The following is a 24,392-nucleotide window of genomic DNA, read 5'->3' as shown; positions in this document are numbered from 1 at the left end:
ACAGCGCTGTCACCATAAATTAAGCAATTAATCATCAGCTTGATGTATGAGTTATTGTTGTGGAATTTGTCTTGTGAATAATGGTGGTGCTAATAACCCTATTTTGTAGATAGTAATTGGCGGGGGATGGAGCCCCCGCCCGGGCAGCCCACTCAGTGCAGAGTGTGGGGGGGGGCGTTTAGAAGGGATTCAATCTGGTCGCGATCGAAGCGGTATTGGGCATTGCAAAACTGGCAATCTGAAACAATCTCGCCATTCTGCTCATCCAATAGCTTGAAAACGTCCTCGGCACCCAGGGACATCAATGCCCTCGCGCTGCGCTCCCGCGAACAGCTGCACTTGAAGCGGATGCTGTCGGTACCCAGGGTGGCCGGCTCCAACTGATGAAACAGGCGGTGAATCAGTTCCTCGTGGGGAACTGTAAACAACTCTTTATCAGTTACCGTATCGGCAAGGTGCAGAGCGGTTTCCCAGGCATCGCGGTTTTCCTCTGCACTAGCGGCATTATTGCCTGGCAACACCTGCAGCATAATGCCGCCAACACTGCTGCTATCGCATTCCAGCCAGAAGCGGGTATCCAGTTGTTCCGACTGGGTAAAGTAGTCTTCCAGGCACCCGGCCAGGTTCTCTTTTTCCATGGGCACTACGCCCTGGTAGCGTTCACCCCGTTTAGGTTCCAGAGTAATAGCGAGCGCGCCGCGGCTGCCGATCATTTGGCCCAGGGTTGCGTCATCGTCAATCTGTGCATCTTCGGCCACTCGGGCGATACCCCGCAAGTCGCTGTGATGGGTACATTCAGCCATGATCAAAGGTAAATCCCCTTCTCCACGGGCTTGTATGCTGAGTACACCATCGAATTTAAGAGTGGTTGAAAGCAGGCAGGCTGCGGCCAGGAATTCACCCAGCAGACGCGCTACCGGTGCCGGTAGGGGGTTGTGCTCCAGCACTTCGCGATAGGATTCAGTTAGGGTCACCATCTGCCCGCGAATATCGTGTTTGGAGAAGATAAAGCGTTCCAGCTGATCGGACATAGATCGAGTGCCTCGGTGTTTAAACCGCGGGATTTTAGAGGTGGATATCCCTAAATGGTAGCTGGCCTGGGTAATTATGGCGCCGGTACAGGGGATACTGGCTGAATGCGATAGCCTGAAAAGTGTTCAGCCACAACGACTGGCGATCTGGCGCTGGAGCTTTTTGGCCATTTCCTGGCGCTCGAGCCCCGTAACGTGTATTTCTTTACCATTTTTGTCAATAAAGGCAACTCGTCCGTTGAGGGTCGCCAGGCGCTGGCGCGCCTTGGCGCAAAGCTGCTCCATTTCCTGCTGGCGGGCTTGCTGTTCCTTCTGTTGGCGCTGTTCGTACTCCCGGTCAATACTGGCTGAGCTGGGGTTGAACAGACTTTCCCGTTTCCGTGTGGCTTCGGCTGAGTTGATGGGCCCCAGTTTACCGGAGATATTCTCGGCCTTGCCCGCTGAGGGGGGACGGTCACTGAAGTGCACTCGCCCATCCTCATCTACCCAGCGGTAGAGTTCTGCAGAGCTCACAGCGGCAGCTATTAGCATGCCGCCGAGCCAGACAGTAAATAGAAAGGTTCCTCTTAGCGGCTTCACTGTATCTCCCTGGCCCAGGTAAGGGCCTTATTTTTCTTTATTGGCCAGCTGGCTGAACAGCCCTTGCGAGTGTCGCTGGGGGATATGATAGGTCTGTAGGATCAGCGGCTCTTGTTCCTGGGCCTCTGCGGCATCCAGTACCATGCGGTAGCCGGAGCGATCTCGCAGCTCCACGAAGTCGGATTTATTGGTTTCCATTAATTGGGCGAATTCGTCGAAGTCAGCGACGCTGTGACCATTCACCGAGTCAATAATCCAGTTCTTCCAGTCGTGGTAACCCAAATTGACATTAGCGGGCAGTACCTTAAGGGCTACCACCAGCTCGCGACGGTTTTCCTCGCTCCATTGGTTGCGCGCATAAAGGTAATCAATAGGGGCCTTGGAGTGCCAGTTGTTCCCCCAGCGCTTGATCAAATTCATATTAAGGGGCACGAATACCACACCACCAAAAATGTAGTAGCGCGGCTGTTGGTCGAATTGCTCACTGAGTACCAGTGCACGGGAAGGGGGGGCAGCCGCCAGAGTCACTTGAGCGGTTTGCTCCTCGCCGTTTCGGGAAAAGCGCACAGGCAGTGCGTCTCCCACGTGGTGACGGTCTACGGCATAGTGGTAGTTGGTGCGCTGATTTTCACGCCACTCTACTGTGCGATCGGCGGCCACCTTGAAGCCATCCACTTCCAGCAGCACATCGCCAGGTTTCAACACTTCCGCCACCGGGGCATCACTGAATACCTTTACTACCATGGCGCCATCCTGATCTTCACTGAGACCGGCGGCTTTTTTCATGGAGGGGCTCTCGAGGCTTTGGGTAACTACTCCCAGCTCTGGAAAGCCCTGATGAACGCCATCTTTCGCATCTTCGAGCACATGGGCAATCACGCTTGGGGGTACGAAGTAGCCCAGGTTTTCGGCGCTTTGGTTGGTCTGCATGGCCACACCGACAATACGGCCATTGGAAATGACTGGACCGCCGCTATTGCCGGGGTTGATGGCGGCATCGATCTGGCCGGCCATCAGGTAACTTTCTGCGTGGGCGTAATACTGGTGCTCTACCCTGGATAGCACACCGCGGGTAATCGATAGGGATTTACCACCGATGGGATAACCATAGGCAGTCACTTCCTCCTGCAGATCTGGCAGCTTGCCCAGTGTTAGGGGGCGGGTATCGGTAAAGAAGCTTTCATCGTCCACTGTCAGCAGTGCAAGATCGGCGTCGTGGGAGACAAACTTCACTCGTGCGCGGAATTTCTTCGCATCCCCATGGCGCTGCACCTGGATAAAACTGCCATTGGCCACGACATGGGCGTTAGTGAGGATCTGTTGATCGCGGATAACTGCGCCGGAACCGGATAGCTGCTTGGGGTTTAACAGGGCCCAGGGATTAAAGTAATCCGGGGCAGCGGCAGTGGTGTAAATCTTGATGATTGAGCGTTTTAGTTGTTCGTGTTCGCGGCTGTCTGCGGCAGCGGTCTGCATACCGAGCAGAAGCAGCAGGGAGATGGCGATCAGTCGTTTCATCATGGCTGTTTTCTATCGGGTTAAGTTGGGCCAGTGTAGCAGCTATAAAAAATGATGGCGGAATTTTCACCACATTGATTATTTGGGCCTACTTCTGCTCACGCAGGAAACGGTGAATCTGGCGGCGCTGCTTCTTATTGGGGCGTTCACGCTGGATACCCGCATTGGCTGCCTGGCGCTCGCTGCGCTCGCGTTCACGTCGGTCGATACTTTCATCGGTCTCGCGGTAAAGGGTGCGGGCGATGTCGGCGCTGCGACGCTGGTCGGATAGTGCGATAACTTCGACCTCAAGCTGGTCCCAGCCCTGGCGAATACTCAGGACGGTTCCAACGGAGACTTCCTTACTGGCTTTGACTCGCTGGCCATCGGCGTGCACCTTGCCCCCATCGATAGCTTGCTTGGCGATACTGCGGGTCTTGAAGAAACGTGCGGCCCAGAGCCACTTGTCGATACGTACTTTTTCCATTTAATCCGAAATTTTACTGAGTGCGTTGCCAGGGTGTTGCTTTATCCCTGGCCGGTATGAGTGGCGCCTGTCTCCAGGGCCATTATTTCATCGAAGTGATGGATGGCCGGGAAGTCGGTTACTTCCCGCCTGGGCCCCCGGCTATCCGGCTGGCGAATGCATAGCAGGTTGGCGATGCCATAATCCTGTGCCGCAGCCAACACACTTTGGTTGTCATCCACGAAGAGAGTGCGCTCGGGATCAAATCCCACCTCTTTGCGCAGGGCGTGCCAAAAGTGCTCGCTTTCCTTGGCATGTCCATAGTCATGGGAGGAAATAATATCGTCAAACCAGCGGCCGATTCCGGTGATCTCCAGCTTATGGTCGAGCCCCAGGCGGTGCGCATTGGTGACGAGGAAGGTGGGTTTTTGAAGCTGTTGCAGGCCCTGTAGGAAGGCCTCTGTGTGAGGGCGCAGGGCAATACGTCCTTCAATCTCACGCAGTATGGCCAGGATATCCAGCTGCAACGCTTCAGCCCAGAAGTCCAGGCAGTACCACTCGAGAGTGCCGCGGCGTGCATCGATCTCCTTCTCAAGCTTTAGCTGTGCCTGCTTTGGGTCCAGACCGTGTACCTGCGCATAGCGCTTTGGCAGATGGTCGAGCCAAAAGTGGTTATCGTAGTGCAAATCCAGCAAGGTGCCGTCCATATCCAGTAATACGGTATTGATACTTCGCCAGTCGAGCATGCGGCCTGTCTACCTCCTTATGGTGAGGGCGGGAAGCCAAAGTGTAGCTGGCTTGCGTCTCCTCCCAATGACAGGGCCTATTATGCCTGCGCCCGACGGACTCCGTACAGGATGGCAAGTTGCGCACTGTAATAGGTAAGCATGATTGCCGTATCGGCAAAGGGTAGCGGCGTGATGAACTTATTCAGGGCGATCAGTGTATCGGATAACAGAAAAACAAGTGCCCCAGTGAACAGCAGGCCAGAGTGCCCACGGTGAGCTGCGGCTGCGAGAGCCATAGCGACGATTGCAAGCAAATAAACCAATACCGCCGGCGCCAGCTCTCCCGTAGCTGGAAGAATCAGTTGTGCCAACAATACCGCTGCAAGGATTACTGGCACAATACGCAGCAGGCTGCGCCTGTTACGGAAGTTCGCAAAGCGCAGGAAGTTTGCGGCATAGACCAGTTGCGCTAATAAGAAAGCCCCAAGGCCAAAGACAAACTGATTATGAAAATCCATTTCCAGCAGCACATCGCCCAGGGCGGAAAAGGACAGGGCCACGAGGGTTAGACGGCGGGTGAGCCCACCCAGATGGCGCAGTGCCATGAGACCGAGTATCGCAATAGGCAGGGCTTTCAGCGAAGCCATCCACAGGCCCTGAACCCCTAAGCCTTCTAGCAGCATAAAGAGGGCTGCGCAAAGTATGAATGTGGCCGGAGACAGATACTCTGACTGTGGAGTGGTAGTGGCATTGATGGTCATAGCGGTACTCTTTGAGATCTGTTTATTGTTATCCGATGTAATCCCCGGAGGGAATCTAACAGCTTTCTCAGCAGTCTTGGATTTTTACCTGTGAAATCTCAGGATGCGCAGCATCTGGGTTAATATTCGCGAACTGACATTTATTGTCCCGGCAGGTTGGTTTGTATGCCGTGGACGTCATTAACGGAGAGCTTCATCGATGAAGGCAGCCAATATTCTGGAAACCATCGGCAATACCCCACATGTAAGAATTAACCATATGTTCCGCCCCGATATTGAGGTGTGGATGAAAGTGGAGCGCTTTAATCCGGGGAGCAGTATTAAGGATCGTATTGCCCTGGCGATGATTGAGGATGCAGAACGCCGCGGTATTTTGCAGCCTGGCGGCGTTATTATCGAACCCACTTCAGGCAATACCGGTATAGGTCTCGCGATGGTGGCAGCAGTAAAAGGGTATCGTCTGATCCTTACCATGCCTGAGTCCATGTCTTTGGAGCGCCGCCAGGTAATGAAAGCGATGGGGGCTGAGCTGGTCCTGACGCCCAAGGAGCAGGGTATGGGAGGCGCTATTGCCAAAGCTGAGGAGCTTTTATCCCAGCATCAACACAGTTGGATGCCACAGCAATTCCGCAACCGCGCAAATGCTCAGGTGCACAGGAGTACCACTGCGAAAGAAATCCTGGAAGACTTTCCCGAAGGTTTGGATTACCTGATTACCGGTGTTGGTACTGGTGGTCATATTACCGGTTGTGGTGAAGTCCTGAAGGAGAGTTTCCCCAAATTGCAGGTTTTTGCGGTCGAACCGGACAAGTCACCGGTAATCAGCGGTGGGGAGAAAGGCTTACACCGCTTGCAGGGCATTGGCGCTGGTTTTATTCCGGAGGTGCTCAATACCGAAGTACTCGATGGCACTGTTCTCGTGAGTGAGGAAGACAGCTTTGAAATGGCGCGTCAATGTGCGGTGAAGGAAGGAATTTTCATTGGTATTTCTTCCGGCGCCAGCCTGGCCGCAGTGAAAAAGCGTGAGGGCGAGTTTGCTCCGGGTAGCCGGGTACTGGTGTTCAGTTACGATAGCGGGGAGCGCTACCTTTCAGTAAAAGATTTGTTTTCCGCCTGAAACCCTATTATGGCGGTCACTGAAAATAGGAAGTTTTTTTAATGAATAAGGCATTATTGGAGCAGGTGATTGAAAGCTGCAAACGCGCCGGTGAGGCGATTTTAGAGGTTTACCACAGCAATGCTGAACTGGAGATCGACACCAAGGCGGATGATTCACCGGTTACTGCAGCTGATCTCGCTGCGCACAAAATACTGGCCCCGGCATTGGCAGAGCTGATCGAGGGTGTGCCAGTACTATCTGAAGAACAGGAAATGCCTTCTTTTGCAGAGCGCAGCCAATGGCAACGTTACTGGATTGTCGACCCTCTGGATGGCACCAAAGAGTTTATTCGCCGTACTGGAGAATTCACGGTAAATGTGGCTTTAATTGAAAATGGTGAGCCAATTCTGGGGGTGGTGCACGTGCCGGTTTTGGAAATTACCTATGCCGGTTGCAAGGATTCGGGAGCCTTCAAACGCACCGAGTCGGGCGAATCAGAAATCCATGTACGGCCGCTGAAACCGCGCCTGGATGCTGGTGAGGCAGTTGAACTGGTTGCCAGTCGCAGCCATGGTGCTGGCGCCGTGGATCAGTTAGTGGAGCGTATTGAGGCCAAGCTGGGAACAGTGGCTTGCAAAAATATGGGCAGCTCCCTGAAATTGTGCCTAGTGGCAGAGGGCGCAGCGGACCTCTATCCGCGTCTGGCTCCAACTTGTGAGTGGGATACCGCAGCGGCGCAGGCTGTAGTTGAGGCCGCTGGTGGCACTGTGATTGACGAGCAATTTCAGCTTTTGCGCTACAACAGCAAGGATTCCCTGCTTAACCCGTTCTTTTATGTCATTGGAGATAAATCTTTTGACTGGCAGGAACTACTCGCGAGTGAATCCTCGGTGAACTAATCTTGCTTTGCCCCGCGTTTCTGTAGCGGGGCGCTTCCAGAATATTTATGCGTAAGTGCGCAATTTCAAAAAGGCCGTCATCATGTCCAACCAGGTGAAATCGGCGGTTAGCCAAATCAATGATATACGCTGTCTACGACGGCAACTGGAGCAGGAAATTGATTGGTTACAGCGTCGCTCAGAAACACTTGAGGATGGATTTTCTGAAACTCAGGATTTACTGAAACGAACCTACAATGGCATGGTTTTTTCCCGCCGAGCCTTACTGGGGCGTATGCCCCGTTGAATATTACGTTGATTTCAAACTGCTAAAATCCCCTTAGTGACATATTTGCACTTTCGACCGGGCAATATTTATCAATAGTTTCCCCTTTATAAACTCCCTTGGTAGTCATAAAAAAGTACTGGATAGATTTCTGGAAATCCTGTTTTATTTTTCCTGTAAGGGGTTTCATGGGGGCTTGATAGTGGAATTATTTCCTTATTCCTCTCAGTTTTTGTACGGAAAAACAGCCAGAAATTTTTCTGAAAAAATCGTTGATTTCTATTACCAAAAAAACTCCAGGCAATAGAAACCCGTCTACGCTTTGGAAAGTTAATGCATAAGAGTAATTTCCAATGCGCTATCCGGTTGTGCTTCACAATATTGAATACGCCGGCTTTGGTGCCATAGCGCCAGACCTTCCGCATTGTCATTGCTATGCCGAAACTCTTGATGGCGCTTTGCAGAAAATGGCGGAGACTATCTTTCAGCGCCTTGAGGAGCTGCGTCGAGCAGGAGAACCGGTGCCCAAGCCTCAGGAGATGGACAGTCTGAAGGAAAACCCGGCTTTTGCCGGTGGCATTTGGGCCATTATTGATGTCGAAAGTGCATAGATTTTTACTATGCGCTTGTATCGGGGATGCCTTACAAGGATGGTGGTAATGAGAGTGGTTCTGTGTTTTCTATCCATGCTGCTTGCCCCTTTAGCCAGTGCGGTAGAGTGGAACAACCCCTTCGATGGAATTGAATCTGGGGAGTACCGGGTTATTGGCACCTTGGGACTGGGCTCTGGAGAGCTGCAACTCAATAGTGACAGGGATTTCTTTGGATATGCCAGCGTTGGTATTACTCCGGCAGTGGGGGTATGGCAGGTAGAACTACGTGCCTCACGCTTCGATGATAACCATGTGGATATCAGCCAAATTGGGCTTAATTTTAAGATTGATTTCACCCTGAACTGCTATGTGCAATGCCTCTACTGGATGGCGGGCTGGAATTATGCAGATATTGATCTAAATGATGTGCGCAAATATGGTTACTGGTATCACCATGAAGACAAATGGCACTTTGGGGATCGGTATGATGAATGGTATTACGATGGTTATTATTATCATGTCATCGATGCCAGTGGCAGTGATACCTTCTGGAATCTAGGGGTTGGTTACCGTTTTATGTGGACCCAGGATTTTGATACTTCACTGGAGTACAACTATAACGATATTGGTTCTGTTTACAGAGTAAATTTAGGACACCTGCGCACGTTGACTTTGAACTTTTCCTATCGTTTTTAAAACAATAAATTTATTCGTTTTTGCAATACGTTATCAATAACTTAATGCCGGCTGCTATTTTCCTCTTTTCCACCTGTATTAAGTCGTAATCATGTGACTGGCTTTGCAAGCTCCAGGTAGAGAGATGGGGCTCACAAGGAGCCCCGAATCTCAGATTCGATAAACTGCCTTTAGCCAAAAAGTACGACCGGGCTCATTTACCCTTGATATCTGTGGAAAGTTGGGAATTTCTGCACCGGCACGGCTGACATGCTCCGCGTAGGTTTCGTCCAGTAGGTTGTCGATACCGGTAGTGATCAGCAAACTTTTACCGGGCCGCCATCCTGCATTAATAGAGAGAACATCGGCAGAATCCGTTGTGCCAAAATCCTGGCCGATAATATTACCTTTGCCGATATCCACGCGATCCTGACTGGATATGGCCCGCCACAATACGCCAGCAGACCATTGGGGCTGCTCATAGTGCAGGCCCAGGCGGGTTTCCAGTGGTGGAAGTTGGGCCAGGGTGGTTTTGTCTGTGTCGTTGGCGCCGCGTACAGATGTTAGGGTTAACTCCGTGCGCCAGTTTTCACTCAGCTGGTAACTGGCATCCAGCTCCAGCCCCCAGGTGCGGGCTTGCACATTACGGACTACGGCAGTGGTACGGATATCTGTGCTTTCCCCCAGGTCCATATCACTGCTCATAGAAGTCATGTCACCCATCCCCATGGGTACAGCTGCTTTCTGATAATCGTTTTGGACCAGTAGATAATCTCGAATGTCACTGGTGAAGGTAGATATACTGGCGGATAGCTTTTCGCTACGATAAATATATCCGATATCCAATTGGGTGGTTTTTTCCGAATTAATATCGAGCGCACTGTAGGAGTTTTCTCCTTCTCGGGCGAATATTTCCCAGTAATCCGGGAAACGCTCACTGTATCCGAGTCCGGCATAAAGAGTGGTAGAACTGTTGGGGGCACTCGGCAGCGCCAATTCGTAGCGTATAAAACCGCTATGTAGCTGCTCGGAGCGACTCTCTCCAGCGGTCGGGTTATCTACTTTGGACATCATAGAGACCGAGATGGTCTTTCGTAGATCTTTCACTTCCCAATCATCCAGTCTGGCACCGGCGATCCAGCGCTGATCGGGAGAAAACTGCCAACTGGCTTCGGAAAAAATGCCCAGCTGGGAAAATTCCGCATCCGCATCCCAGTTGAGTTGGCGGTAATCGAGCCTCGCCTGGTTCATGCTCATACGACCACGGTGACGGTTTTTCCACATGTCCAGCCCAGTAGCCAGTTCGATATTATCTACAGGGGTAAGTTGTAGGCTTACTTTGCCTCCCAGTGTTTCGCTGTCTAAATTCATCGCGATGGGGTTAGCAGTCATTCCCGAGGGTTCACGCAGACTGTAATTATCCATTATGTGGTCGATATAGTTGTAATACACCTGCACTTCGACGGCATTCAACAGATCGCCGATATTACTGTGGCGGTATTTGGCTTTATAATTTTCACGCGCAAATTTACTGCCATCCACGCCACGGTCGGCATAGGCCGCCTCGGCATCGCTGAAAGCGCTGTCAAATTCCAGGCGGGTATCGTCATCAGGAGTCCAGGCAAGGTTTACCATGCCGCTCCATCGCTCATAATTGGAATGCACTTTGTTACCATCGCCATCTTCATAATCGTCAGCAGAGGCTGAAGAGCTTGACCCACGTAGAGAGAACTGTGGAGTTTTATAGGCGATATCGAGTAGCCCATCCTTTCTCTCAGCATTGCCGGCGAGCAGACTCGCGTGCATATCCCATTCATTTTTTGTGGGGCGTTCCTGCAATTGCTTGAACAGCACTACCCCCGCGGAGTTACCGGGACCGTGTAAGACAGTTTGTGGTCCCTTTACTACTTCGATTTCATCGAGACTCTCGGGAAATATATAAGCAGTAGGGGGGTCCATACGGCCAGGGCAGCCTCCCATCATGGATTCACCATCCAATAGCATCCCCAGTCTTGAGCCACCCATGCCGCGAAGCAATGGATCGCCACTGGTTCCGCCTTTGCGCACTACAGTAAATCCGGGAATGGTTTTCAGATAATCGGCACCATCATTAGCAGGTAATGGCTGACGCGGTTTTTTCGGATCTGTCACCAGGTTTAAGGGCAGCTCAGTTTTTACCCCAGTAACAACCATCTGCTCCATTTCCTCATCCTTGCTCTCAGTTGTCTCACTGGCAAACAGGCTGCTTGGGTAGGCACAACTGGCAAAAATCGCAAGTGCGAGCGGAGTGGGCAGGTGAAATCCATCGGATAATTTCTCTGCAGTTTTTTTCTTGAGAGGCTTGGTTTTAATCACTTTTTGCATTCTGATCTATCCATCATTCGCCTGCATCGTGAGCACAGGCATTGGCGCACCCATTTTTCAGGTGAGCGCGGGTTTCTCCCTGCTGGCAAATAGGGCCAGCTGGAGCTCCTTTACCTCTGAGGCTATATGTGCGGACGCAGGTCAAAGCCACATACTGACAAGCAGTGGTTATGAATTACGGAGCCTCAGGAAATTACGACATAAACAGTCGAAAAATATTTAAATAATGGATGGTCGGGGAGGGGCGCGAATAAGGGGTAAAGTGTAGGCGACAGCAGAAACTAAGTTGAAGCCGGGGGTTGAAGTGCGAGGTGTTTGCCCTTCAGAAAATAAATCCAAGTCTGCTACTGGGACACTGGCAACAGTAGCAGCGGCAGAAAAATTACAGTGATTGTCGGCAAACGAATGCGCGGTCAACGCATCGTGATTATGGCCACTACTGTGTTCAGCCTGGTGATTGTGATGGTGCTCAAGGGTAGGTGGGGTAGCCAGCGCATTTAAAAGCAAGGCGCTGCGACTATCTCCATGGCACAGGCCATAGGGCGTACCAGCTGCAAAAGCAGCTGGCATAAATCCAGCCGGTGCCAAGCCGCGAACGCTGAGAAATACCAATAAAAGCAACAACGTCTGCCATCGGGACAGGCGCGGACAGCTTTGAAGGGTGCGCTTACGGCTCATAAATAGCGGATCTGTGATTTGCCGGGATCTATTTTAGTTTCCCGGTGCCAAGTGGCAACAGGTTTTCCTGCTGGAAAGGGAAATTCCATCACCGGATAAATAATGTTATCGCCGTTTTTATCCTTTGACTTGATATTTATCAGTTCATAAAAATGTTTTTGCTAAATTAGCGAAATATGGATTTCAATTTTGCACTGATTCCATGGAAAAACTGGTGCTTGTTTTTTGCTCTATCGCCGGTAAGGAAGTTGATTTGGATTGACTGCCGCTTGCCCTCATAGCTTGGGTAGCCGTGCCAGCAATTGTCTGTCACCTTGAAAGCCAGTAGAGAACCCGGGCCAGGGATCAGCTCATCGGTATAGTCCTCCATATCGTCCCCATTGCGTAGAATACGCAGTCGCCCGGTGGGCGATGGCCATTCCTCGTTAAGGTAAATAAGCACAGTAATTAATTTACTCTTCGAATCTGTATGAATCCGTCCGTCCTTTGCTCGGGAATATCCTCGCAGAGTTGCCATCATGGGTTTATCAGAAAGATCCAGATCGAACTTTTCCCCAAGTATTTTTCGTATCTTGGCGCTGTCGAACTGTTGGATAAAATGGCGCAGGCGATCCGAGGCCTCCACATCTGCGATATTGAAGCTACCGCCCTTTTGTAATGATGGGAACTCTTTGATAAGAGCAGTAGCATCGTCAGAGGCCAGAGATCGCTCCAGGTAGAAATGAGGATAAGGGGAGGTTTTTACCTCTGCGCGGTCGAGTTGGTCGATAGTGAGCCGGGACATGTTTGTGTTACGCTCCCTGCGTTTGGGAATTGTTGTTTTTAGTACATCGCTATTATCCCTTAACTGGCGCTACTTGTCTCAGGCCGGAAAATTTCCCCAAAGGGTTACCGATTAGATTTTGCCGCTACGCTTAAGGCACCAGTAGGCTTCCACCAAGGCTTGGTGGAGAAGCTCCGGGCGTGAATCTACAACCAGTACATTGCAGGCCTGTAACTGTTGAAGCAGGCGAGCGCGTCGGTGCAAGAAATCCTGTGCAGCGGCCCCTTTTATAGCTCCGGAAAAGTCTTCGATAGGTTTTTGGGCAAGGCGGTCCACAGCGGTTTCCCTTAAACTTGCCACCATCACAAGGTGATTACGGGTGAGAAGCCGCACTGCGGCGAGTAGCTCCACACTGTCTTCATCGCGCAAGTTGGTGATCAGGATAACCAGTGAGCGACGCTTGTGTTTGGTCAGGAGCTGTTGGGCTGCGCCGCTGTAGTCGGCACTACCGGTTCCGGAGTGCAGATCGTAGACATTATTCAGCAGCAGATTGATCGCGTTTTCCCCTTTGACTGGTGGCAGCTGCCCCCCAGAGCTGTCTTGGCCTGCGGCGAAGGCGTGCAGACCAACAGCATCTCCCTGCTTAATTGCCACATAGGCGGACAATAATAAACCGTTCAATGCGTGGTCGAAATGACTCAGCTCCCCGTCTTTGGCGCGCATACGTCGACCGCAGTCGAGCATATAGATAATTTCCTGGTCGCGCTCGTCCTGATATTCGCGACTGATCAACTTGCGCAGGCGTGAGCTGGCCCGCCAATCCACCTGGCGTTGGCTGTCACCCTGGCGGTATTCACGCAATTGGCGAAAGTCCATGCCCTCTCCACGGCGCTGTTGCTGGTGCAAACCGAGCATACGCAGGGTCTGCTCTGTGGAAAGGGCCTGCAATGAGGAGATACCGAGAAAGTTGGGGTAAACCTTTACTGACTGCTCTCGACCCAGCCATAGTCGGGTTTGCCACAGGCCCCAAGGGGAATCAGCGAGGATCTCTATCCGACCGAAATTGGCACTACCACGGCGATGCGGTACCAGGGAGTATTCAATAGAGACCTCCTGTTCCGGCTGTAACTTTGCCCTCCGCGGTAGACCAGTAGTTGCCAGTTGTTGTGGCACGCTGTCACAGACGGAGAGTTGTAAAGTACGCGGGCCGTTGTTGCGCAATTTCAAGCGTGCGCTGTTGCGCACGCCAAGGGCCAGGTTATTTGGCAGCCGGCGTTCGCCCTCAAGCCCGGTGATTCTGCGGCCGGTAAGGAAGTCCAAAAGTGCAGCACCGATCAGCAGGGTCCCGCCTGTCCACCAAGCTGTCTCGATCAGTGCCGCTGCTGCGGGTATCCAGATGCGCGCAATACTGATCACCAGAGCGGCCAGGCACCAGTAACTGAGAAGTTTCACCAGGCGTTGGCTGGGTCCCGGATGACCATGCTGAGTTGGGGCAGTTTGTGCCTCTGTGGCGGCAGTACTTTGGGTCACAGCCGAGGCGCCTCGACACTGTCGACAATCTGCGCCAGGGCGCTGTCAGCGGTTTCACCATCGATCTCCATATCCGGGGATAAGCTGACACGGTGGCGCATTACCGGAATTGCCATCGCCTTGATATCGTCGGGCAGAACGAACTCGCGTCCCTGTAACAGGGCGCTGGCGCGGGCCGCTTGTAACAAGCCAATGCTCGCTCTTGGGCCCGCTGGGCTGCGCAGCTGGGTGGCCTCCCGTGTGGCACGAACCAACCGCACTGCATAGTCCAGTACTTGCTGGTCCAAGGCTATCTGGGGGACCAGTGTTTGTAGTTGCTGCAGCTGCTCGATGGTTATTTCACCGGTCGGCTTTTCCTGCAGGCGCTGTTCTATACGCCCACTACTGGCAGCAGCAGCCAGTCGCAGCTCCGCCTCCAGGCTGGGGTAATCGATCAGGACCTTGAGCAGAAAACGGTCGAGTTCCGCCTCTGGCAGAGGGTAGGTGCCCTCCTGCTCGATAGGGTTCTGTGTGGCGAGCACCATAAAGGGGCTGGGGACAGGCAGCGCTGTGCCGTCGATAGTGACCTGTTTCTCCTGCATCACCTCGAGCAGAGCCGCCTGGGTTTTGGCCGGCGCGCGGTTGATTTCGTCTGCCAGCAGCAGATTGGTGAAGACCGGCCCGCGGCGCACTTCGAAGCGACTCTCGCCCATGTTGTACATGGCGTGGCCGGTGACGTCCGCTGGCATCAGGTCTGGGGTGAACTGAATACGGCGGAAACTGCCGCCAAAACAGTTGGCCAGGGTACGTACCAATAGGGTTTTACCGAGGCCGGGCACGCCTTCCAACAGTACATGGCCGGAAGCCAGCAGGGCCACCAATACCTGGTCAACGACTTGTTCCTGGCCAATCAGCAGGCGATTGATATTGTTGCGCAGTAACTGCAGTTGGGCTGAGGCGGCCTGCCAGTCAGGCGTGTCGCGGTGGGTTTGCTGTTCTGGTTGAAGGATAGTATCGCTCATAGGGCTGCCTCGATTCGCTGCAGATTGCGCATTTGTTCAGTAAAAGTTTCTTCGCTGGTAGCCGGTGAGCCCCACAGGCTGGCGATGATTTTGTGTTCGCTTAGGTCCGTAGCGGCACTGAGTCTCACGGCCAGATTGTGCCGGTCCGTGGAATCGGCATCAGTGGCCCTTAGGAGGCGTAAAAGTTCAGCGCGCCGACCGCGCAATAGCTGTTCGCAGCGATCATGGCGCCAGTAATAGTGGCCACAGGCAGAGATATGTTCCAGCAGGGACCGACGCGCGGTTTCCGGTGCCGGTTGCAGGGGGCCAAAGCGGCGCGTGCGCAATAACAGCCAACCGAGCAGGGCCAGGGCACCGGCGAGGAAAAACTCTGCGGCATACTTGCGCGCCAGGTAACTGAGAGAATCAAAGCGCGGGCGGGTCAGGAAGACAAATTCCCCATTACCTGCTAACAGTTGTAGGAAATAGGCGTGATCGAAGTGTCCTATACGGTGAGATTGCCAGATTTCGCTGTCAGTCAGCAGGGTAATAACTCCGCGGCCACGCTCGAATTGTATAAAGGGCACAGCCTCGTCGTCGCGCCACACCCTGGCCCAGAATACCGGTGCCCCCGCGACAGTATTGTCGTCCAGCCCTGGGTGATAGAGCAGGTGGCTGGCATTAAAATGCAATTGGATCTCGCCACTATTATCTGTGGGTAGATTGACCAAGTCTTCCGGCCCTACATCCGGATTGCGGGGTTTCTTTCCACTGGTCTCAGCTTTTTTCTCTTCTGGGAAATCGCCTTCGTCAATTCTGCGGTTATATTCGCGCATGGCTTCGCCAGGGCTCTGTTCAGGGCTCAGCTCTGCGTCCTCTCCGAGCAGCTGTTGTAGAGGGTTGTCGAAGAAGTACTCCCCATGCCCCTCCATGATGGAGACATCCAATGCCTCCAGTAGCCAGTCGCGCTCCTCGCTGCGCTGCTCCTCAAAATCAAAACCCTCCGTGCGTGCCACTACAATGGCATGGCCGCCACTACTCACCCAATCCAGCAGCTCATCCACTCGTTGTGGGTTGTATACCTGGGATGAATCGGAGATAAATAGGGTGGCGTCCGGGGAGAGTTCATTCAATACGGAAATGTTTTCCGCCTGGCGAGGCTCCAATCCTAAAGCTGCCAGGTACTGCTCCGCTGCCAGGAACCAGTTGCGCCTCGCCTCCGGGGCCCAACCGCGGTCCCGCTCTTCGGTGTAGCGCTCAAAAAGCGTTAAAAACCCCCATACCATCAGCGCACAGAGTAGCAGTGGGATACCGATCAACAGACGTTTAACTGTCATTGCGGAATACCTCTTGCCATTCCTGGCACAATGCCCTCATTCGAGCATCGACCGGACTACGGTGGGCATAGGCCAGCTGCTGCCAATCGCTGGTGAGCTGTTGTACAAACTGGCTCAGTGGAGCCGTCACTGAAGGCAGGTCTTCCGCGGGCTCGCTCTGGCGCCGGTGTACCAGCTGGGCACATTCTGCTTCGGTGAGATGATCGCCAAAGTGAAACTGGAAATCCTCAATCAAGTGGGACAGGGTGGCTCGATACAGTAGACCGAGGCCAGCTCGCTGTTCCCCTGTCTGCCACAGGCGCAGCACTTCTGCGCACACATCGTCGGGCAGGCTCGACTGGCGTACATCGAGTCCGAACAGGGTTTCTGGCACGGCGGCTTTTGGCTTGGGTTTGCGCTGCCAGCGCAGATTCTTCAGGATGGTGTCGTGATGGCGCCAGCCCAGGTAGATCATCCCTGCGATTACACCAATCCATAACAGGATCTCGATGATACGGGCAATAGTAGGGCCCCAGCTGGAAGTGGAGGCATTGTCGTCATCAGGAGAGCGGTTTAACAACCACTCAATAAATTCAATCAGCCACTCGGGAATTTTCTGTTCCCTGCTTTCCCTCTCCTTCAGGCGCCAGCCACTGATCTCCTCCACCCGGTGAAAATCCTCGCCTGCGAGAATCTCATCGATGTGCTGTTGCGCTTGCTGAGGTGTCTCCAATGCGTCTGCCTTGATATCCGGTGCTGAAGCCAGGAAGCCGAAGGAGAGCGTAAAAACCAGGAGTAATGCGGCCGAGTTTCCGGTAATGCCGCGTTGACGCGGCCGATGTTCGCGCTGGTGGCGCTGAACCAAATCGCGGAACTGGATTTCAATATCCCAGCCCTCAAGTTCAATACGCCGGCCTATATAAAGACAGAAACCCGAGACGATGTAAAACGGAGCTACCGCTGCCATGATAAACAGGTAGAGCACGTTAGAGATCCACTCCAGCCCCAGAGTTTCGCCTCTAAATATCGGCTGCCAATCGATGTTGGCCGCTATCTGCTCGGGAATAAACAGGTAGATCAGGATAAATGCAGCCACCAGGAAGAACCCTTCCAGGTGGACACCAGTCAACGTCAGCCAGGTGGCGGCGCTGGAATGCTTGCGGTGCAACATGCTGATACGGGTGCTACGCGCTTTGCCACTGGATTGCTCTAATACGGTGACTGGCAGATCAAAAGAGCGGGTTGGGCTCAGGCGGCGCAGGGTAATCCAAAGCAGCCAGTCGTGACGGTTCTGCGTGAAAAACTGTTTGAGAGCGGCCGAGGCCGATATCGGTGAGCCGAATAGGGCGCGGCTGATCATAAACAAAGGCAGGCGATCGAAAACCGGTTTAAGCCACCACACAGCAAACATCGACCAACCGGGAGCACCGGGAAATAGCATTGCCAGTGCACCCATTAACAGGGCGGCCGGTAGCAGCCACACCAGGAATAAAGGCAGCCAATATTTTCTCGCCAGCGCCGTCCCCAGGTCGATGGATTCCCACTGAGACCGTAGGCGCGCCTGCACAGCCAGGTTTTTAACCTGCATTGTTTTCCTCCCTGCGCCCAGCCAGGGTGAAGTAAGCAAAAACCAGTAACCACAGCAGGCCGCCGACACCCAGCTTGATACTGATCGGAGTCGCCGTACTGGATGACCAAAAGGCCTCGAGGAAGGCGGCAATGACCAGCATCAAGAAGGTGCCATACATGATTTTCATTGCCTCGATACTGGCCAGGCGCAGGGCTACAGCACGACGGTGTTGCCCTGGGTCTACCAGCGATCGGCCGAGAAGCAGACCGGCGGCACCGGCCAGGACTATGGCGGTTAGTTCAAAGGCGCCGTGGCCGATCACAAAAGGATAAAAAGTGGAGACAAAGCCGACCCGCGTTATGTGGCCGAAAACCGCGCCGAGATAGACACCGTTGAAAACCAGGAAAAAAATGGAGCCGAGGCCGAACAGGATGCCACCGGCAAAAGTGCGGAAAGCAATACCGATATTGTTCTTGATATAAAAACCGAACATGGCCAGATCGGTGTCGGAGCCACGCTCGCGACCCAGCACGCGGTTGCCTGGATCGTACATGGACTCCAGGGATAACACGTCCCCCGGTGACATCACTGCATAAATCAGTGCGTCGTTATTGTAGGTGCCGATGCCCATTACCAGTGCTGGCAGCAGGAACAGGGCACTGGCCAGTGCTACGACTCGGCCGTTGGCGCGCACTGCCTGGGGGAAGCCCGACAGTAAGTAGTGCAGCCAGCCTTTGCGACGCAGGGTCTGCTGGCGGTAGACCTGGTGATGGGCTGCCATTACCAGCTGGTTGAGGTGGTCAATTAGACGGTTGGAGTATTGTCGCTCCTTGGCCACCGCCAGCTGTTGGCATAAATCGCGATAGGCTGCGGGTAGGTCCAGTGTGGCTGCATCAGTATTTTTGCCACTGCTTTTTAACCAGGTTTCCAATTGCACCCAGCTATCGCGATAGCGGTTTTCGAAGTCTCTCTGTCGCATAAATCGTTAGCCCCTGCCACCCAATAGCCAACTGCCTACTGAGCGCAGATAACCCAGCGCGGCGCCATCCCTCTTATGGGTAATGGGTTCGAGTAAATTGGCGAGCTCCTGTTGGCGGGCTTCACTGAGGTCATTGTGGCGTTCCAACAGGCTGACCAGGGCCCGTTGATCTTGTTGTTTTAGGTTGCGTGGTGGCGGCACAGGTGAGCTGTCCGGCAGGGCTATGGGTGCCTTGTCCTCTTCCCGGTAGACAACCAGGGTGCCCGCAGCCAAGTCGCCGAGGCGTTGGAAGTGTCGCCCAATCGTCATGGCGATAACACCGGTAGCATAGGCAAAGGGGAGAAAATCAGCAAAGCGCAGCAGGTTGCGCACTATGGAGGCGCCCCAGGAAATAGGGGTCAGGTTGTCGTTTACCACTATCAGACCAAAGGCTTTTTTCCCCGGTGTCTGACCGCCGCGCAGCACTTCAAAAAATACCGGGTAGAACCACTCCAACAGGAAGGAGCAAACGAGCCAGATACCAATGCCTGCCGTATCGGCAAAGGCCAGGGCTATACCGAGCCCAGCCAGTATCAATGTGCGATAAAACAAATCCACCGCAAAGGCGAGAATTCGCGGCACGGGCCCCGCGGCCCGTGCACGCAAGTCGATTCCCTCGGGGGTTTCGACGTTGTAGGTGGTATCCAGCAAGCCACCGCTCCTGTCAGGTCGAATGGATTATGTCCCTTGGGGGCCGCCAAAGACTTTGCGATAGGCGACGCCGTATGCAATAGAAGCCAGCGGTATAGCCCAGATCAGACCTATCAACAGTGCCAGACCACCCGCAAGGTAGATAAGAAGCAATACGATAAAGAAACCTAAAAAAGCAAACCAGTTTTTAGTAATGGCTTTGCGGGAGGCTTCCAGAGCTTTCCAGGGCCCCAGATTTTGATCTATTACCAGGGGGAGAGCCATCATGTAGGCAACAGCCAGATAAATTCCCGGAATCACCAGCAAAAGGAAACCTATAGCCATCAGGATACTCATGATGATGTAAGTCACACACAAGGGCACTATTTTGTCGAAGTGGGCGAAGACTTCGGTACCAGAGGTCTCTTCTTTACGAGCGATCTTGATGCCCACCATCATCATCCCCACAACCAGAGGAACCCCTACGATTGCAGTGATCAGGTTATAAATGATTGTTGATGAGAGAGAAGCGTTGCCGGCCTCTACTGGATCAAATGCCGGGTAACCAGTAAGAAGGCCGGCAACAAAACTGATTGCAGCAATTGCGATGACATAGAGAATAATGGCAAACCATACTGTGCGCTTCTTGCCTTTCGATAGCTGCCAGCCCTCGCTGATGGCTTCACCAATAGAAAATGAATAATCCCCGGCAATGCCTTTCTCAAGTGATCCAGAGTCGCCAGTTCCACCCTCTCCAGCAAGCTCGGCCTCGGGAGCTTTGTAGATATCACTCATCCTTATATTGTCCTCATTAAAGGTTTATTTTGTAGGCGTGCAGAGTCTTGGATGCGAATATCTCACAGGCGCGATGTGGGAACAATGCCACGCCAGCACAGTAGCGGATTAGGTGATGAACCTTTCTCAGCATAAAATCGACTTATAGGTTGAGAGGAAGGTGATAATGAAGAAAACACTGTGGTCTGGGGCTGTGGTACTGGTGCTGCTGATTGCGGGTTACGTGATGTTGCCCTTTTATGCGCTCGAACAGCTGCAGCGGGCAGCTCAGATGGCTGTGGCAGATGAGCCTGAGACAAGGCGAGAGAGTATTGATACCTTGGAACGCTATGTGGATTTTCCGGTATTACGTGACAATTTAAAGCTTCGCCTGCAAAGTCAGCTGCGCTCCTCCATTGGCAATTCGATACCACAGGAATTTGATGAACTAGTGACTGCTGGGGCCAATTTCTTTATGGGGCCATTGCTGCAACAGTTTATTACCCCGGAAGGTGTTGCCAGATTACTGCGTGGTGGTGAGGACTTGCAGGCTTTTGAGCGGGAGCTGTTCGCCCAGGATTCTCAGCAAGAGGCTGCCCCTGTCCTGGAAAATGACCAGGAAACAGGAGGCACTTCCAATAGTAGCTGGCAACGCATGAGCTGGCGCTTTACTGATATCAATCACCTGAGTGCCGAGTATGGCGAGAACGATCGCGCCGAATTACGTGTGCTTATGCAGCGCAATGGGCTGCACTGGCAGTTGGTGGATATCGAACTAATCAGTGACCAGGGCCGGGAGGGTTAATTATGGAAATGGACAGCTCGGTTAATGTATTCGGTGACCCCTTAGTTCCTTGTAGCCTGGAGCCGACGACCGGTTTTTTTCGCGATGGCTGCTGCAACACCTGTAAAGAGGATCAAGGCTCCCACACGGTTTGTGTGGAAGTGAATGATGAGTTCTTGGCGTTTTCCCGCAGCCGTGGCAACGACCTGAGTACACCGATTGAGGAGTACGGGTTTCCGGGATTGGCTCCGGGAGATCGCTGGTGCCTGTGCGCCGCCCGCTGGTTGGAGGCCCAGCAGCAGGATAGGGCACCGAGAGTTTTTTTACAGCGTACCCATGTGAAAGCTCTGAAGATAGTACCTCTGCATCTACTGCGACAATACGCTGCAGATTTGAATTAATCAGTGCGTAAGAGAAATTGGCACAGCGGACAAGCTTTAAAGGTTTGCTGCGCTGTGCCAATGTCATTTATCCATAATCCCGATCAGGATGGCAGGAAGTCGATAGAGTAATTGCGGGTTGTGGCTTTAACATCCGCAGCACCAAAGTTAATCATACGGATTCTCGCCAGCAGCTTGCGCTCCAGGGCGGGGTTGTCCAGCTCACTCTCTATCAACTTGATGGACGAAATAGTGCCGTTTGCTTCAATGACCAGCTGCACGGTAATTTTACCCTGCAGGGTGGGATCACGGCGTAAGGCACGATCGTAGATCGCATTGATTGCCGCCTTGTTGGCCTCCATTATGCCGCGAATGGCATTGTCGGTTCGCGCCAACTTCTCACCCCTGACTCTCCTGGCTGCCTGCTTGGCGGAGCCCTTCGCTTGGGCCTGCTCAACCCGGGTGGTTTGTCGGCCCGCCAGTGAGACGCCTCCCGTGTCAGTGCTGATGCTCCCGGCCCTGACACCGCCGCTCGAAGTTTTGGATTTGTCGCTGATCATATTGCGCTGTGTTTGTGCGGCAGTGGCGTTACCGGCACTGAGCTGACCGCGGGTAACCTCACCCGTGTTAAAACTCTCACGCATATCCAATAGATCGTCGGCCAGGGCGTTGATGCCGCTGCTCGCCGCTTTTTCCCGCGCCTTTTGTATAGTGGCAACAGGGGGTGCCTCTACTTTGCTGGGCTCGGGTTTGGGAGCCGGTTTCGGCTTTTCCTTCTCGACTTTTTTTGGTTCCGGTTTTTCTTTGGGCTTCTCTGCCTCAGGCTTTTTTTCCTCAGGCTTTTTTTCCTCAGGCTTGGGTTTGGCCTTGGGTTTGGGCTTAGGCTTTGGGAGTTCCTTCTTCTCCAGGATAACCTTGGCCAGTTGTGGTGGCACTCGTTCTGCCTGTTCTCTGGTCAGCTCCGGCACTGGAGCAAAGGTAATGACGGAACCACAAACGGCGAAGACAATAAGCCCTGCACGCAGGAATTTTACAAAGCGCTGGTCTTCCTGGTTGGAAGCAGACCAGGGCAACAGGGTTTCCTGTAGTTGCCAAGGGGCATAGCGGCTGGTTGCAGTGCTCATATCAACTTTCCACCCCCGCAGGATCTATTGGTGCTGTCTGCTCTACAGCAAAAGAGATATCGCGGTAATCTGCCTGGGCGCAGGTCTGCATAATCTGTTTGAGTAACTCATAGGGAACCTGCTCGTCGCCCATAATGGTGACCGAGCGTCCCCTTTGCTTTTGCTCGTCGCTGAGTTCACCGGCGCGTTCGGCGCGGTACTCCAGTTCCTTCAAGAGGGGTTCAATATTTTCCTTACCAGCATCAATATTATTAATGCCCACGATCATGCGATCACCAACGAATAGTTGCTGGTTATTGACCCTCACAACCGTAGTGACCTCCGGCTTTTGCTGGGAAGTGGACTTGGGTAGCTTGATGGTTTTGTCTGTTTGCAAAACCTGTACATCGCTAGTGGAGTTCACCAACAGGAAAAATACCAGGATGGTGAAAATGTCCATTAGAGAAACCAGATTGAGCTTCGATTGCTGTCGTTTCTGTCGCTGACGCCGCTCCTGTAATTTGGCGGCTGCGTTAAGCATCATTTTATTTCCCCGCTACGGTTGTTTGCTGGGGGGCATCGCCCAGGGAAATCTGTGGGAACAACTCGGCATCGACGACTGATGCGGCAACTACTGCTCGATAACTGCGTGCGGTATCCATTGCTGCCACCAGGGTTTTATAGGATGTACCTTTTTCCGAAAGAATGACCAAGTCGTCTTTCTCGATGGATTTTTCCCTTAAGTTACGCTTTATCTGCTGCAGTATCAGGGAAACAGTTTCCATATCTGGTTCACCATCGGTATTCTCCACTCGCCTGACTAGTTGCCCGGCCGGGTAATTGATATCAACATGTGCGGTGCGTAATACCAGTTCCAACTGTCGATTTTCCTGTTCAGTTGCACTACTGCTTCCATCACTGATGCCAGGAAGATTGAGTTTTAAAACTGAAATATGGGAAAACACCATATTGAGCAGTAGTACAGGAACCAGGATAGTCATCAGGCTCATAAAAGAGGTGATGTCCAGCTCTGCTTCCTCGTGTCCACGGCGACGAATATTTAATTTCAACATGGCGAGAGCCCTCAGGCATTCACTGCGCGCTGCTGTTCCGTTTTTTGTGGGCGGCCCATAGTCAACAGGTTTAGGAACTTTACTCCGGCCATCTGCAGGCTATCTACAATTTCATTGGTCTTGTTTTGTAGCATGGAATTAAATAGCAGAAGGGGAATTGCTGAGATAAGCCCGAATGCGGTGGTATTCATTGCTACGGAGATGCTGGTAGACAACATAGTGGCTTTTTCCGCAGGGTCGGCAGCGGCTACAGCGGTGAATGCTGCGATAAGGCCCATAATGGTGCCTAACAAACCGAGTAGGGTAGCAATATTGGCCAGGGTAGCCAGGTAGTTGGTGCGCTTTTCCAGGCGCGGTACTGCTTCGAGGATGCCCTCTTCGATTGCCAATGCAATATTTTCTTCGCGCTTGGCGAATTGCAGGGTATTAATACCGGCGGCGGCAATGCGACCCATCGCAGCATCGTTGTCCCGGGCCAGTTGTAATACATTCTGGTAACTGCGTTTTTGTAGCAGTGGTAATACCTGCAGATAAGCGCGGCGATTGGCGCTCTTAGCGCGGGAAAGAAAAATCCAGCGTTCCACTACCATGGCGAGGCCGATAACCAGCACCAGGGCAATAGGGTACATAAAAGGGCCGCCAGTCTGGAAAAAGCGCAATAACGCCTGAGTAAATTCCATGATGAGTGTCTCCACAGAAGTAAGTGTTTAATTAGCGATATTTTTTTGCCAAACGGCCATTCCATGGACATCGGACATGATACTGATGAATATTGTGGGGCCTGATGAGGGCTCGACAATCATCTCCTGATAAGTGAAATACCTGTGGTGGCTTAT

At 52.9% G+C, this 24,392-nt stretch carries 27 protein-coding genes; 7 read left to right on the top strand and 20 right to left on the bottom strand.

Annotated features, from left to right (window positions below; all coding sequences use genetic code 11):
- Positions 1–152: 152 nt before the first annotated feature.
- The 6 genes from hslO to ACJJI7_RS05530 all read right to left on the bottom strand — a co-directional run bounded on the left by hslO (position 153) and on the right by ACJJI7_RS05530 (position 5,062).
- Entirely contained in the window at positions 153–1,031 is an 879-nt protein-coding gene (hslO, locus tag ACJJI7_RS05555) for an Hsp33 family molecular chaperone HslO (RefSeq protein ID WP_020414132.1), read from the bottom strand.
- Positions 1,032–1,157: 126 nt separating this feature from the next.
- On the bottom strand, positions 1,158–1,610 hold the full coding sequence (locus ACJJI7_RS05550; RefSeq protein ID WP_444902476.1) for a DUF4124 domain-containing protein: 453 nt from the start codon (positions 1,608–1,610) through the stop codon (positions 1,158–1,160).
- A gap of 27 nt (positions 1,611–1,637) precedes the next feature.
- Complete coding sequence (locus ACJJI7_RS05545; RefSeq protein ID WP_020414134.1) at positions 1,638–3,131, bottom strand: S1C family serine protease; 1,494 nt, start codon at positions 3,129–3,131, stop codon at positions 1,638–1,640.
- An 85-nt stretch (positions 3,132–3,216) separates the two neighbouring features.
- The gene (locus tag ACJJI7_RS05540; RefSeq protein WP_444902477.1) at positions 3,217–3,594 is read right to left on the bottom strand and encodes an Hsp15 family ribosome-associated heat shock protein; all 378 of its coding nucleotides are present in this window, start codon (positions 3,592–3,594) and stop codon (positions 3,217–3,219) included.
- Between the two features lie 41 nt (positions 3,595–3,635).
- Positions 3,636–4,319: a GMP/IMP nucleotidase gene (gene yrfG / locus ACJJI7_RS05535; protein WP_020414136.1), complete on the bottom strand. Its 684-nt coding sequence runs from the start codon at positions 4,317–4,319 to the stop codon at positions 3,636–3,638.
- An 80-nt stretch (positions 4,320–4,399) separates the two neighbouring features.
- Complete coding sequence (locus tag ACJJI7_RS05530) at positions 4,400–5,062, bottom strand: lysoplasmalogenase (protein ID WP_444902478.1); 663 nt, start codon at positions 5,060–5,062, stop codon at positions 4,400–4,402.
- A gap of 199 nt (positions 5,063–5,261) precedes the next feature.
- Here ACJJI7_RS05530 and cysK point away from each other — a divergent pair, with 199 nt between their 5' ends.
- The 5 genes from cysK (at position 5,262) to ACJJI7_RS05505 (ending at position 8,614) form a co-directional block, all read left to right on the top strand.
- A complete protein-coding gene (gene cysK, locus ACJJI7_RS05525) occupies positions 5,262–6,179 on the top strand; it encodes a cysteine synthase A (RefSeq protein ID WP_444902479.1) in 918 nt (305 codons plus the stop codon).
- 41 nt (positions 6,180–6,220) lie between these two features.
- The gene (gene cysQ, locus ACJJI7_RS05520; protein ID WP_282952180.1) at positions 6,221–7,060 is read left to right on the top strand and encodes a 3'(2'),5'-bisphosphate nucleotidase CysQ; all 840 of its coding nucleotides are present in this window, start codon (positions 6,221–6,223) and stop codon (positions 7,058–7,060) included.
- 82 nt (positions 7,061–7,142) lie between these two features.
- Positions 7,143–7,346, top strand: coding sequence for a hypothetical protein (locus ACJJI7_RS05515; RefSeq protein WP_353375484.1), 204 nt, complete (start codon positions 7,143–7,145; stop codon positions 7,344–7,346).
- Between the two features lie 332 nt (positions 7,347–7,678).
- Positions 7,679–7,936, top strand: a complete 258-nt coding sequence (locus ACJJI7_RS05510) for a type II toxin-antitoxin system HicB family antitoxin (protein ID WP_020414141.1) — start codon at positions 7,679–7,681, stop codon at positions 7,934–7,936.
- 48 nt (positions 7,937–7,984) lie between these two features.
- The gene (locus tag ACJJI7_RS05505) at positions 7,985–8,614 is read left to right on the top strand and encodes an outer membrane beta-barrel protein (protein WP_245556707.1); all 630 of its coding nucleotides are present in this window, start codon (positions 7,985–7,987) and stop codon (positions 8,612–8,614) included.
- Between the two features lie 150 nt (positions 8,615–8,764).
- Here the strand turns inward: ACJJI7_RS05505 and ACJJI7_RS05500 are convergent, their stop codons facing one another.
- From ACJJI7_RS05500 to ACJJI7_RS05455, 10 genes are all read right to left on the bottom strand, one after another.
- Positions 8,765–10,957 (bottom strand): TonB-dependent copper receptor, encoded by a 2,193-nt coding sequence (locus ACJJI7_RS05500; RefSeq protein ID WP_444902480.1) that lies wholly within the window; start codon positions 10,955–10,957, stop codon positions 8,765–8,767.
- 219 nt (positions 10,958–11,176) lie between these two features.
- Positions 11,177–11,635 carry a hypothetical protein gene (locus ACJJI7_RS05495; RefSeq protein ID WP_444902481.1) on the bottom strand — a complete coding sequence of 153 codons (459 nt, stop codon included), beginning with the start codon at positions 11,633–11,635 and terminating at the stop codon, positions 11,177–11,179.
- A gap of 166 nt (positions 11,636–11,801) precedes the next feature.
- Positions 11,802–12,419, bottom strand: coding sequence for a 2OG-Fe(II) oxygenase (locus ACJJI7_RS05490; RefSeq protein ID WP_020414145.1), 618 nt, complete (start codon positions 12,417–12,419; stop codon positions 11,802–11,804).
- Between the two features lie 111 nt (positions 12,420–12,530).
- Positions 12,531–13,928, bottom strand: coding sequence for a DUF58 domain-containing protein (locus ACJJI7_RS05485; protein ID WP_444902482.1), 1,398 nt, complete (start codon positions 13,926–13,928; stop codon positions 12,531–12,533).
- Positions 13,925–14,929: an AAA family ATPase gene (locus ACJJI7_RS05480; RefSeq protein ID WP_444902483.1), complete on the bottom strand. Its 1,005-nt coding sequence runs from the start codon at positions 14,927–14,929 to the stop codon at positions 13,925–13,927. The genes ACJJI7_RS05485 and ACJJI7_RS05480 overlap by 4 nt, the downstream gene beginning before the upstream one ends.
- Positions 14,926–16,245, bottom strand: a complete 1,320-nt coding sequence (locus tag ACJJI7_RS05475) for a DUF4350 domain-containing protein (RefSeq protein WP_444902484.1) — start codon at positions 16,243–16,245, stop codon at positions 14,926–14,928. Before ACJJI7_RS05475 ends, ACJJI7_RS05480 begins: the two co-directional genes overlap by 4 nt.
- A complete protein-coding gene (locus ACJJI7_RS05470; protein WP_444902485.1) occupies positions 16,235–17,812 on the bottom strand; it encodes a DUF4129 domain-containing protein in 1,578 nt (525 codons plus the stop codon). The genes ACJJI7_RS05475 and ACJJI7_RS05470 overlap by 11 nt, the downstream gene beginning before the upstream one ends.
- The gene (locus ACJJI7_RS05465; RefSeq protein ID WP_353375490.1) at positions 17,802–18,773 is read right to left on the bottom strand and encodes a stage II sporulation protein M; all 972 of its coding nucleotides are present in this window, start codon (positions 18,771–18,773) and stop codon (positions 17,802–17,804) included. Before ACJJI7_RS05465 ends, ACJJI7_RS05470 begins: the two co-directional genes overlap by 11 nt.
- 6 nt (positions 18,774–18,779) lie before the next feature.
- Complete coding sequence (locus ACJJI7_RS05460) at positions 18,780–19,463, bottom strand: RDD family protein (RefSeq protein ID WP_282952188.1); 684 nt, start codon at positions 19,461–19,463, stop codon at positions 18,780–18,782.
- Between the two features lie 27 nt (positions 19,464–19,490).
- Positions 19,491–20,237 carry a hypothetical protein gene (locus ACJJI7_RS05455; RefSeq protein ID WP_020414152.1) on the bottom strand — a complete coding sequence of 249 codons (747 nt, stop codon included), beginning with the start codon at positions 20,235–20,237 and terminating at the stop codon, positions 19,491–19,493.
- A gap of 166 nt (positions 20,238–20,403) precedes the next feature.
- Between ACJJI7_RS05455 and ACJJI7_RS05450 the strand changes: the two genes are divergently transcribed.
- Together ACJJI7_RS05450 and ACJJI7_RS05445 are read left to right on the top strand one after the other, a co-directional pair.
- Positions 20,404–21,021, top strand: coding sequence for a DUF2939 domain-containing protein (locus tag ACJJI7_RS05450; RefSeq protein ID WP_282952190.1), 618 nt, complete (start codon positions 20,404–20,406; stop codon positions 21,019–21,021).
- Between the two features lie 2 nt (positions 21,022–21,023).
- Positions 21,024–21,401, top strand: coding sequence for a DUF2237 family protein (locus ACJJI7_RS05445; RefSeq protein ID WP_020414154.1), 378 nt, complete (start codon positions 21,024–21,026; stop codon positions 21,399–21,401).
- Between the two features lie 83 nt (positions 21,402–21,484).
- Here the strand turns inward: ACJJI7_RS05445 and ACJJI7_RS05440 are convergent, their stop codons facing one another.
- Genes ACJJI7_RS05440 through ACJJI7_RS05425 form a run of 4 tightly spaced genes read right to left on the bottom strand, consistent with a single transcriptional unit; the run spans position 21,485 to position 24,236 of the window.
- Positions 21,485–22,504 carry an AgmX/PglI C-terminal domain-containing protein gene (locus ACJJI7_RS05440; protein WP_444902486.1) on the bottom strand — a complete coding sequence of 340 codons (1,020 nt, stop codon included), beginning with the start codon at positions 22,502–22,504 and terminating at the stop codon, positions 21,485–21,487.
- A gap of 1 nt (position 22,505) precedes the next feature.
- Entirely contained in the window at positions 22,506–23,027 is a 522-nt protein-coding gene (locus ACJJI7_RS05435; RefSeq protein ID WP_020414156.1) for a biopolymer transporter ExbD, read from the bottom strand.
- A gap of 1 nt (position 23,028) precedes the next feature.
- On the bottom strand, positions 23,029–23,556 hold the full coding sequence (locus tag ACJJI7_RS05430) for an ExbD/TolR family protein (protein WP_020414157.1): 528 nt from the start codon (positions 23,554–23,556) through the stop codon (positions 23,029–23,031).
- An 11-nt stretch (positions 23,557–23,567) separates the two neighbouring features.
- Positions 23,568–24,236 carry a MotA/TolQ/ExbB proton channel family protein gene (locus ACJJI7_RS05425; protein ID WP_252083686.1) on the bottom strand — a complete coding sequence of 223 codons (669 nt, stop codon included), beginning with the start codon at positions 24,234–24,236 and terminating at the stop codon, positions 23,568–23,570.
- Positions 24,237–24,392: the final 156 nt, after the last annotated feature.

Source organism: Microbulbifer variabilis (genome assembly GCF_056232115.1).
The sequence above is the reverse complement of the archived record's forward strand: the minus strand, read 5'-3'. Positions and strand labels throughout refer to the sequence as shown.

Coding starts and splice junctions, on each gene's coding strand:
- hslO (WP_020414132.1), bottom strand. CDS start 1,031: ATGTCCGATCAGCTGGAACGCTTTATCTTCTCCAAACACGATATTCGC.
- ACJJI7_RS05545 (WP_020414134.1), bottom strand. CDS start 3,131: ATGATGAAACGACTGATCGCCATCTCCCTGCTGCTTCTGCTCGGTATG.
- ACJJI7_RS05540 (WP_444902477.1), bottom strand. CDS start 3,594: ATGGAAAAAGTACGTATCGACAAGTGGCTCTGGGCCGCACGTTTCTTC.
- yrfG (WP_020414136.1), bottom strand. CDS start 4,319: ATGCTCGACTGGCGAAGTATCAATACCGTATTACTGGATATGGACGGC.
- ACJJI7_RS05530 (WP_444902478.1), bottom strand. CDS start 5,062: ATGACCATCAATGCCACTACCACTCCACAGTCAGAGTATCTGTCTCCG.
- cysK (WP_444902479.1), top strand. CDS start 5,262: ATGAAGGCAGCCAATATTCTGGAAACCATCGGCAATACCCCACATGTA.
- cysQ (WP_282952180.1), top strand. CDS start 6,221: ATGAATAAGGCATTATTGGAGCAGGTGATTGAAAGCTGCAAACGCGCC.
- ACJJI7_RS05515 (WP_353375484.1), top strand. CDS start 7,143: ATGTCCAACCAGGTGAAATCGGCGGTTAGCCAAATCAATGATATACGC.
- ACJJI7_RS05510 (WP_020414141.1), top strand. CDS start 7,679: ATGCGCTATCCGGTTGTGCTTCACAATATTGAATACGCCGGCTTTGGT.
- ACJJI7_RS05505 (WP_245556707.1), top strand. CDS start 7,985: ATGAGAGTGGTTCTGTGTTTTCTATCCATGCTGCTTGCCCCTTTAGCC.
- ACJJI7_RS05500 (WP_444902480.1), bottom strand. CDS start 10,957: ATGCAAAAAGTGATTAAAACCAAGCCTCTCAAGAAAAAAACTGCAGAG.
- ACJJI7_RS05495 (WP_444902481.1), bottom strand. CDS start 11,635: ATGAGCCGTAAGCGCACCCTTCAAAGCTGTCCGCGCCTGTCCCGATGG.
- ACJJI7_RS05490 (WP_020414145.1), bottom strand. CDS start 12,419: ATGTCCCGGCTCACTATCGACCAACTCGACCGCGCAGAGGTAAAAACC.
- ACJJI7_RS05480 (WP_444902483.1), bottom strand. CDS start 14,929: ATGAGCGATACTATCCTTCAACCAGAACAGCAAACCCACCGCGACACG.
- ACJJI7_RS05475 (WP_444902484.1), bottom strand. CDS start 16,245: ATGACAGTTAAACGTCTGTTGATCGGTATCCCACTGCTACTCTGTGCG.
- ACJJI7_RS05470 (WP_444902485.1), bottom strand. CDS start 17,812: ATGCAGGTTAAAAACCTGGCTGTGCAGGCGCGCCTACGGTCTCAGTGG.
- ACJJI7_RS05465 (WP_353375490.1), bottom strand. CDS start 18,773: ATGCGACAGAGAGACTTCGAAAACCGCTATCGCGATAGCTGGGTGCAA.
- ACJJI7_RS05455 (WP_020414152.1), bottom strand. CDS start 20,237: ATGAGTGATATCTACAAAGCTCCCGAGGCCGAGCTTGCTGGAGAGGGT.
- ACJJI7_RS05450 (WP_282952190.1), top strand. CDS start 20,404: ATGAAGAAAACACTGTGGTCTGGGGCTGTGGTACTGGTGCTGCTGATT.
- ACJJI7_RS05445 (WP_020414154.1), top strand. CDS start 21,024: ATGGAAATGGACAGCTCGGTTAATGTATTCGGTGACCCCTTAGTTCCT.
- ACJJI7_RS05440 (WP_444902486.1), bottom strand. CDS start 22,504: ATGAGCACTGCAACCAGCCGCTATGCCCCTTGGCAACTACAGGAAACC.
- ACJJI7_RS05435 (WP_020414156.1), bottom strand. CDS start 23,027: ATGATGCTTAACGCAGCCGCCAAATTACAGGAGCGGCGTCAGCGACAG.
- ACJJI7_RS05430 (WP_020414157.1), bottom strand. CDS start 23,556: ATGTTGAAATTAAATATTCGTCGCCGTGGACACGAGGAAGCAGAGCTG.
- ACJJI7_RS05425 (WP_252083686.1), bottom strand. CDS start 24,236: ATGGAATTTACTCAGGCGTTATTGCGCTTTTTCCAGACTGGCGGCCCT.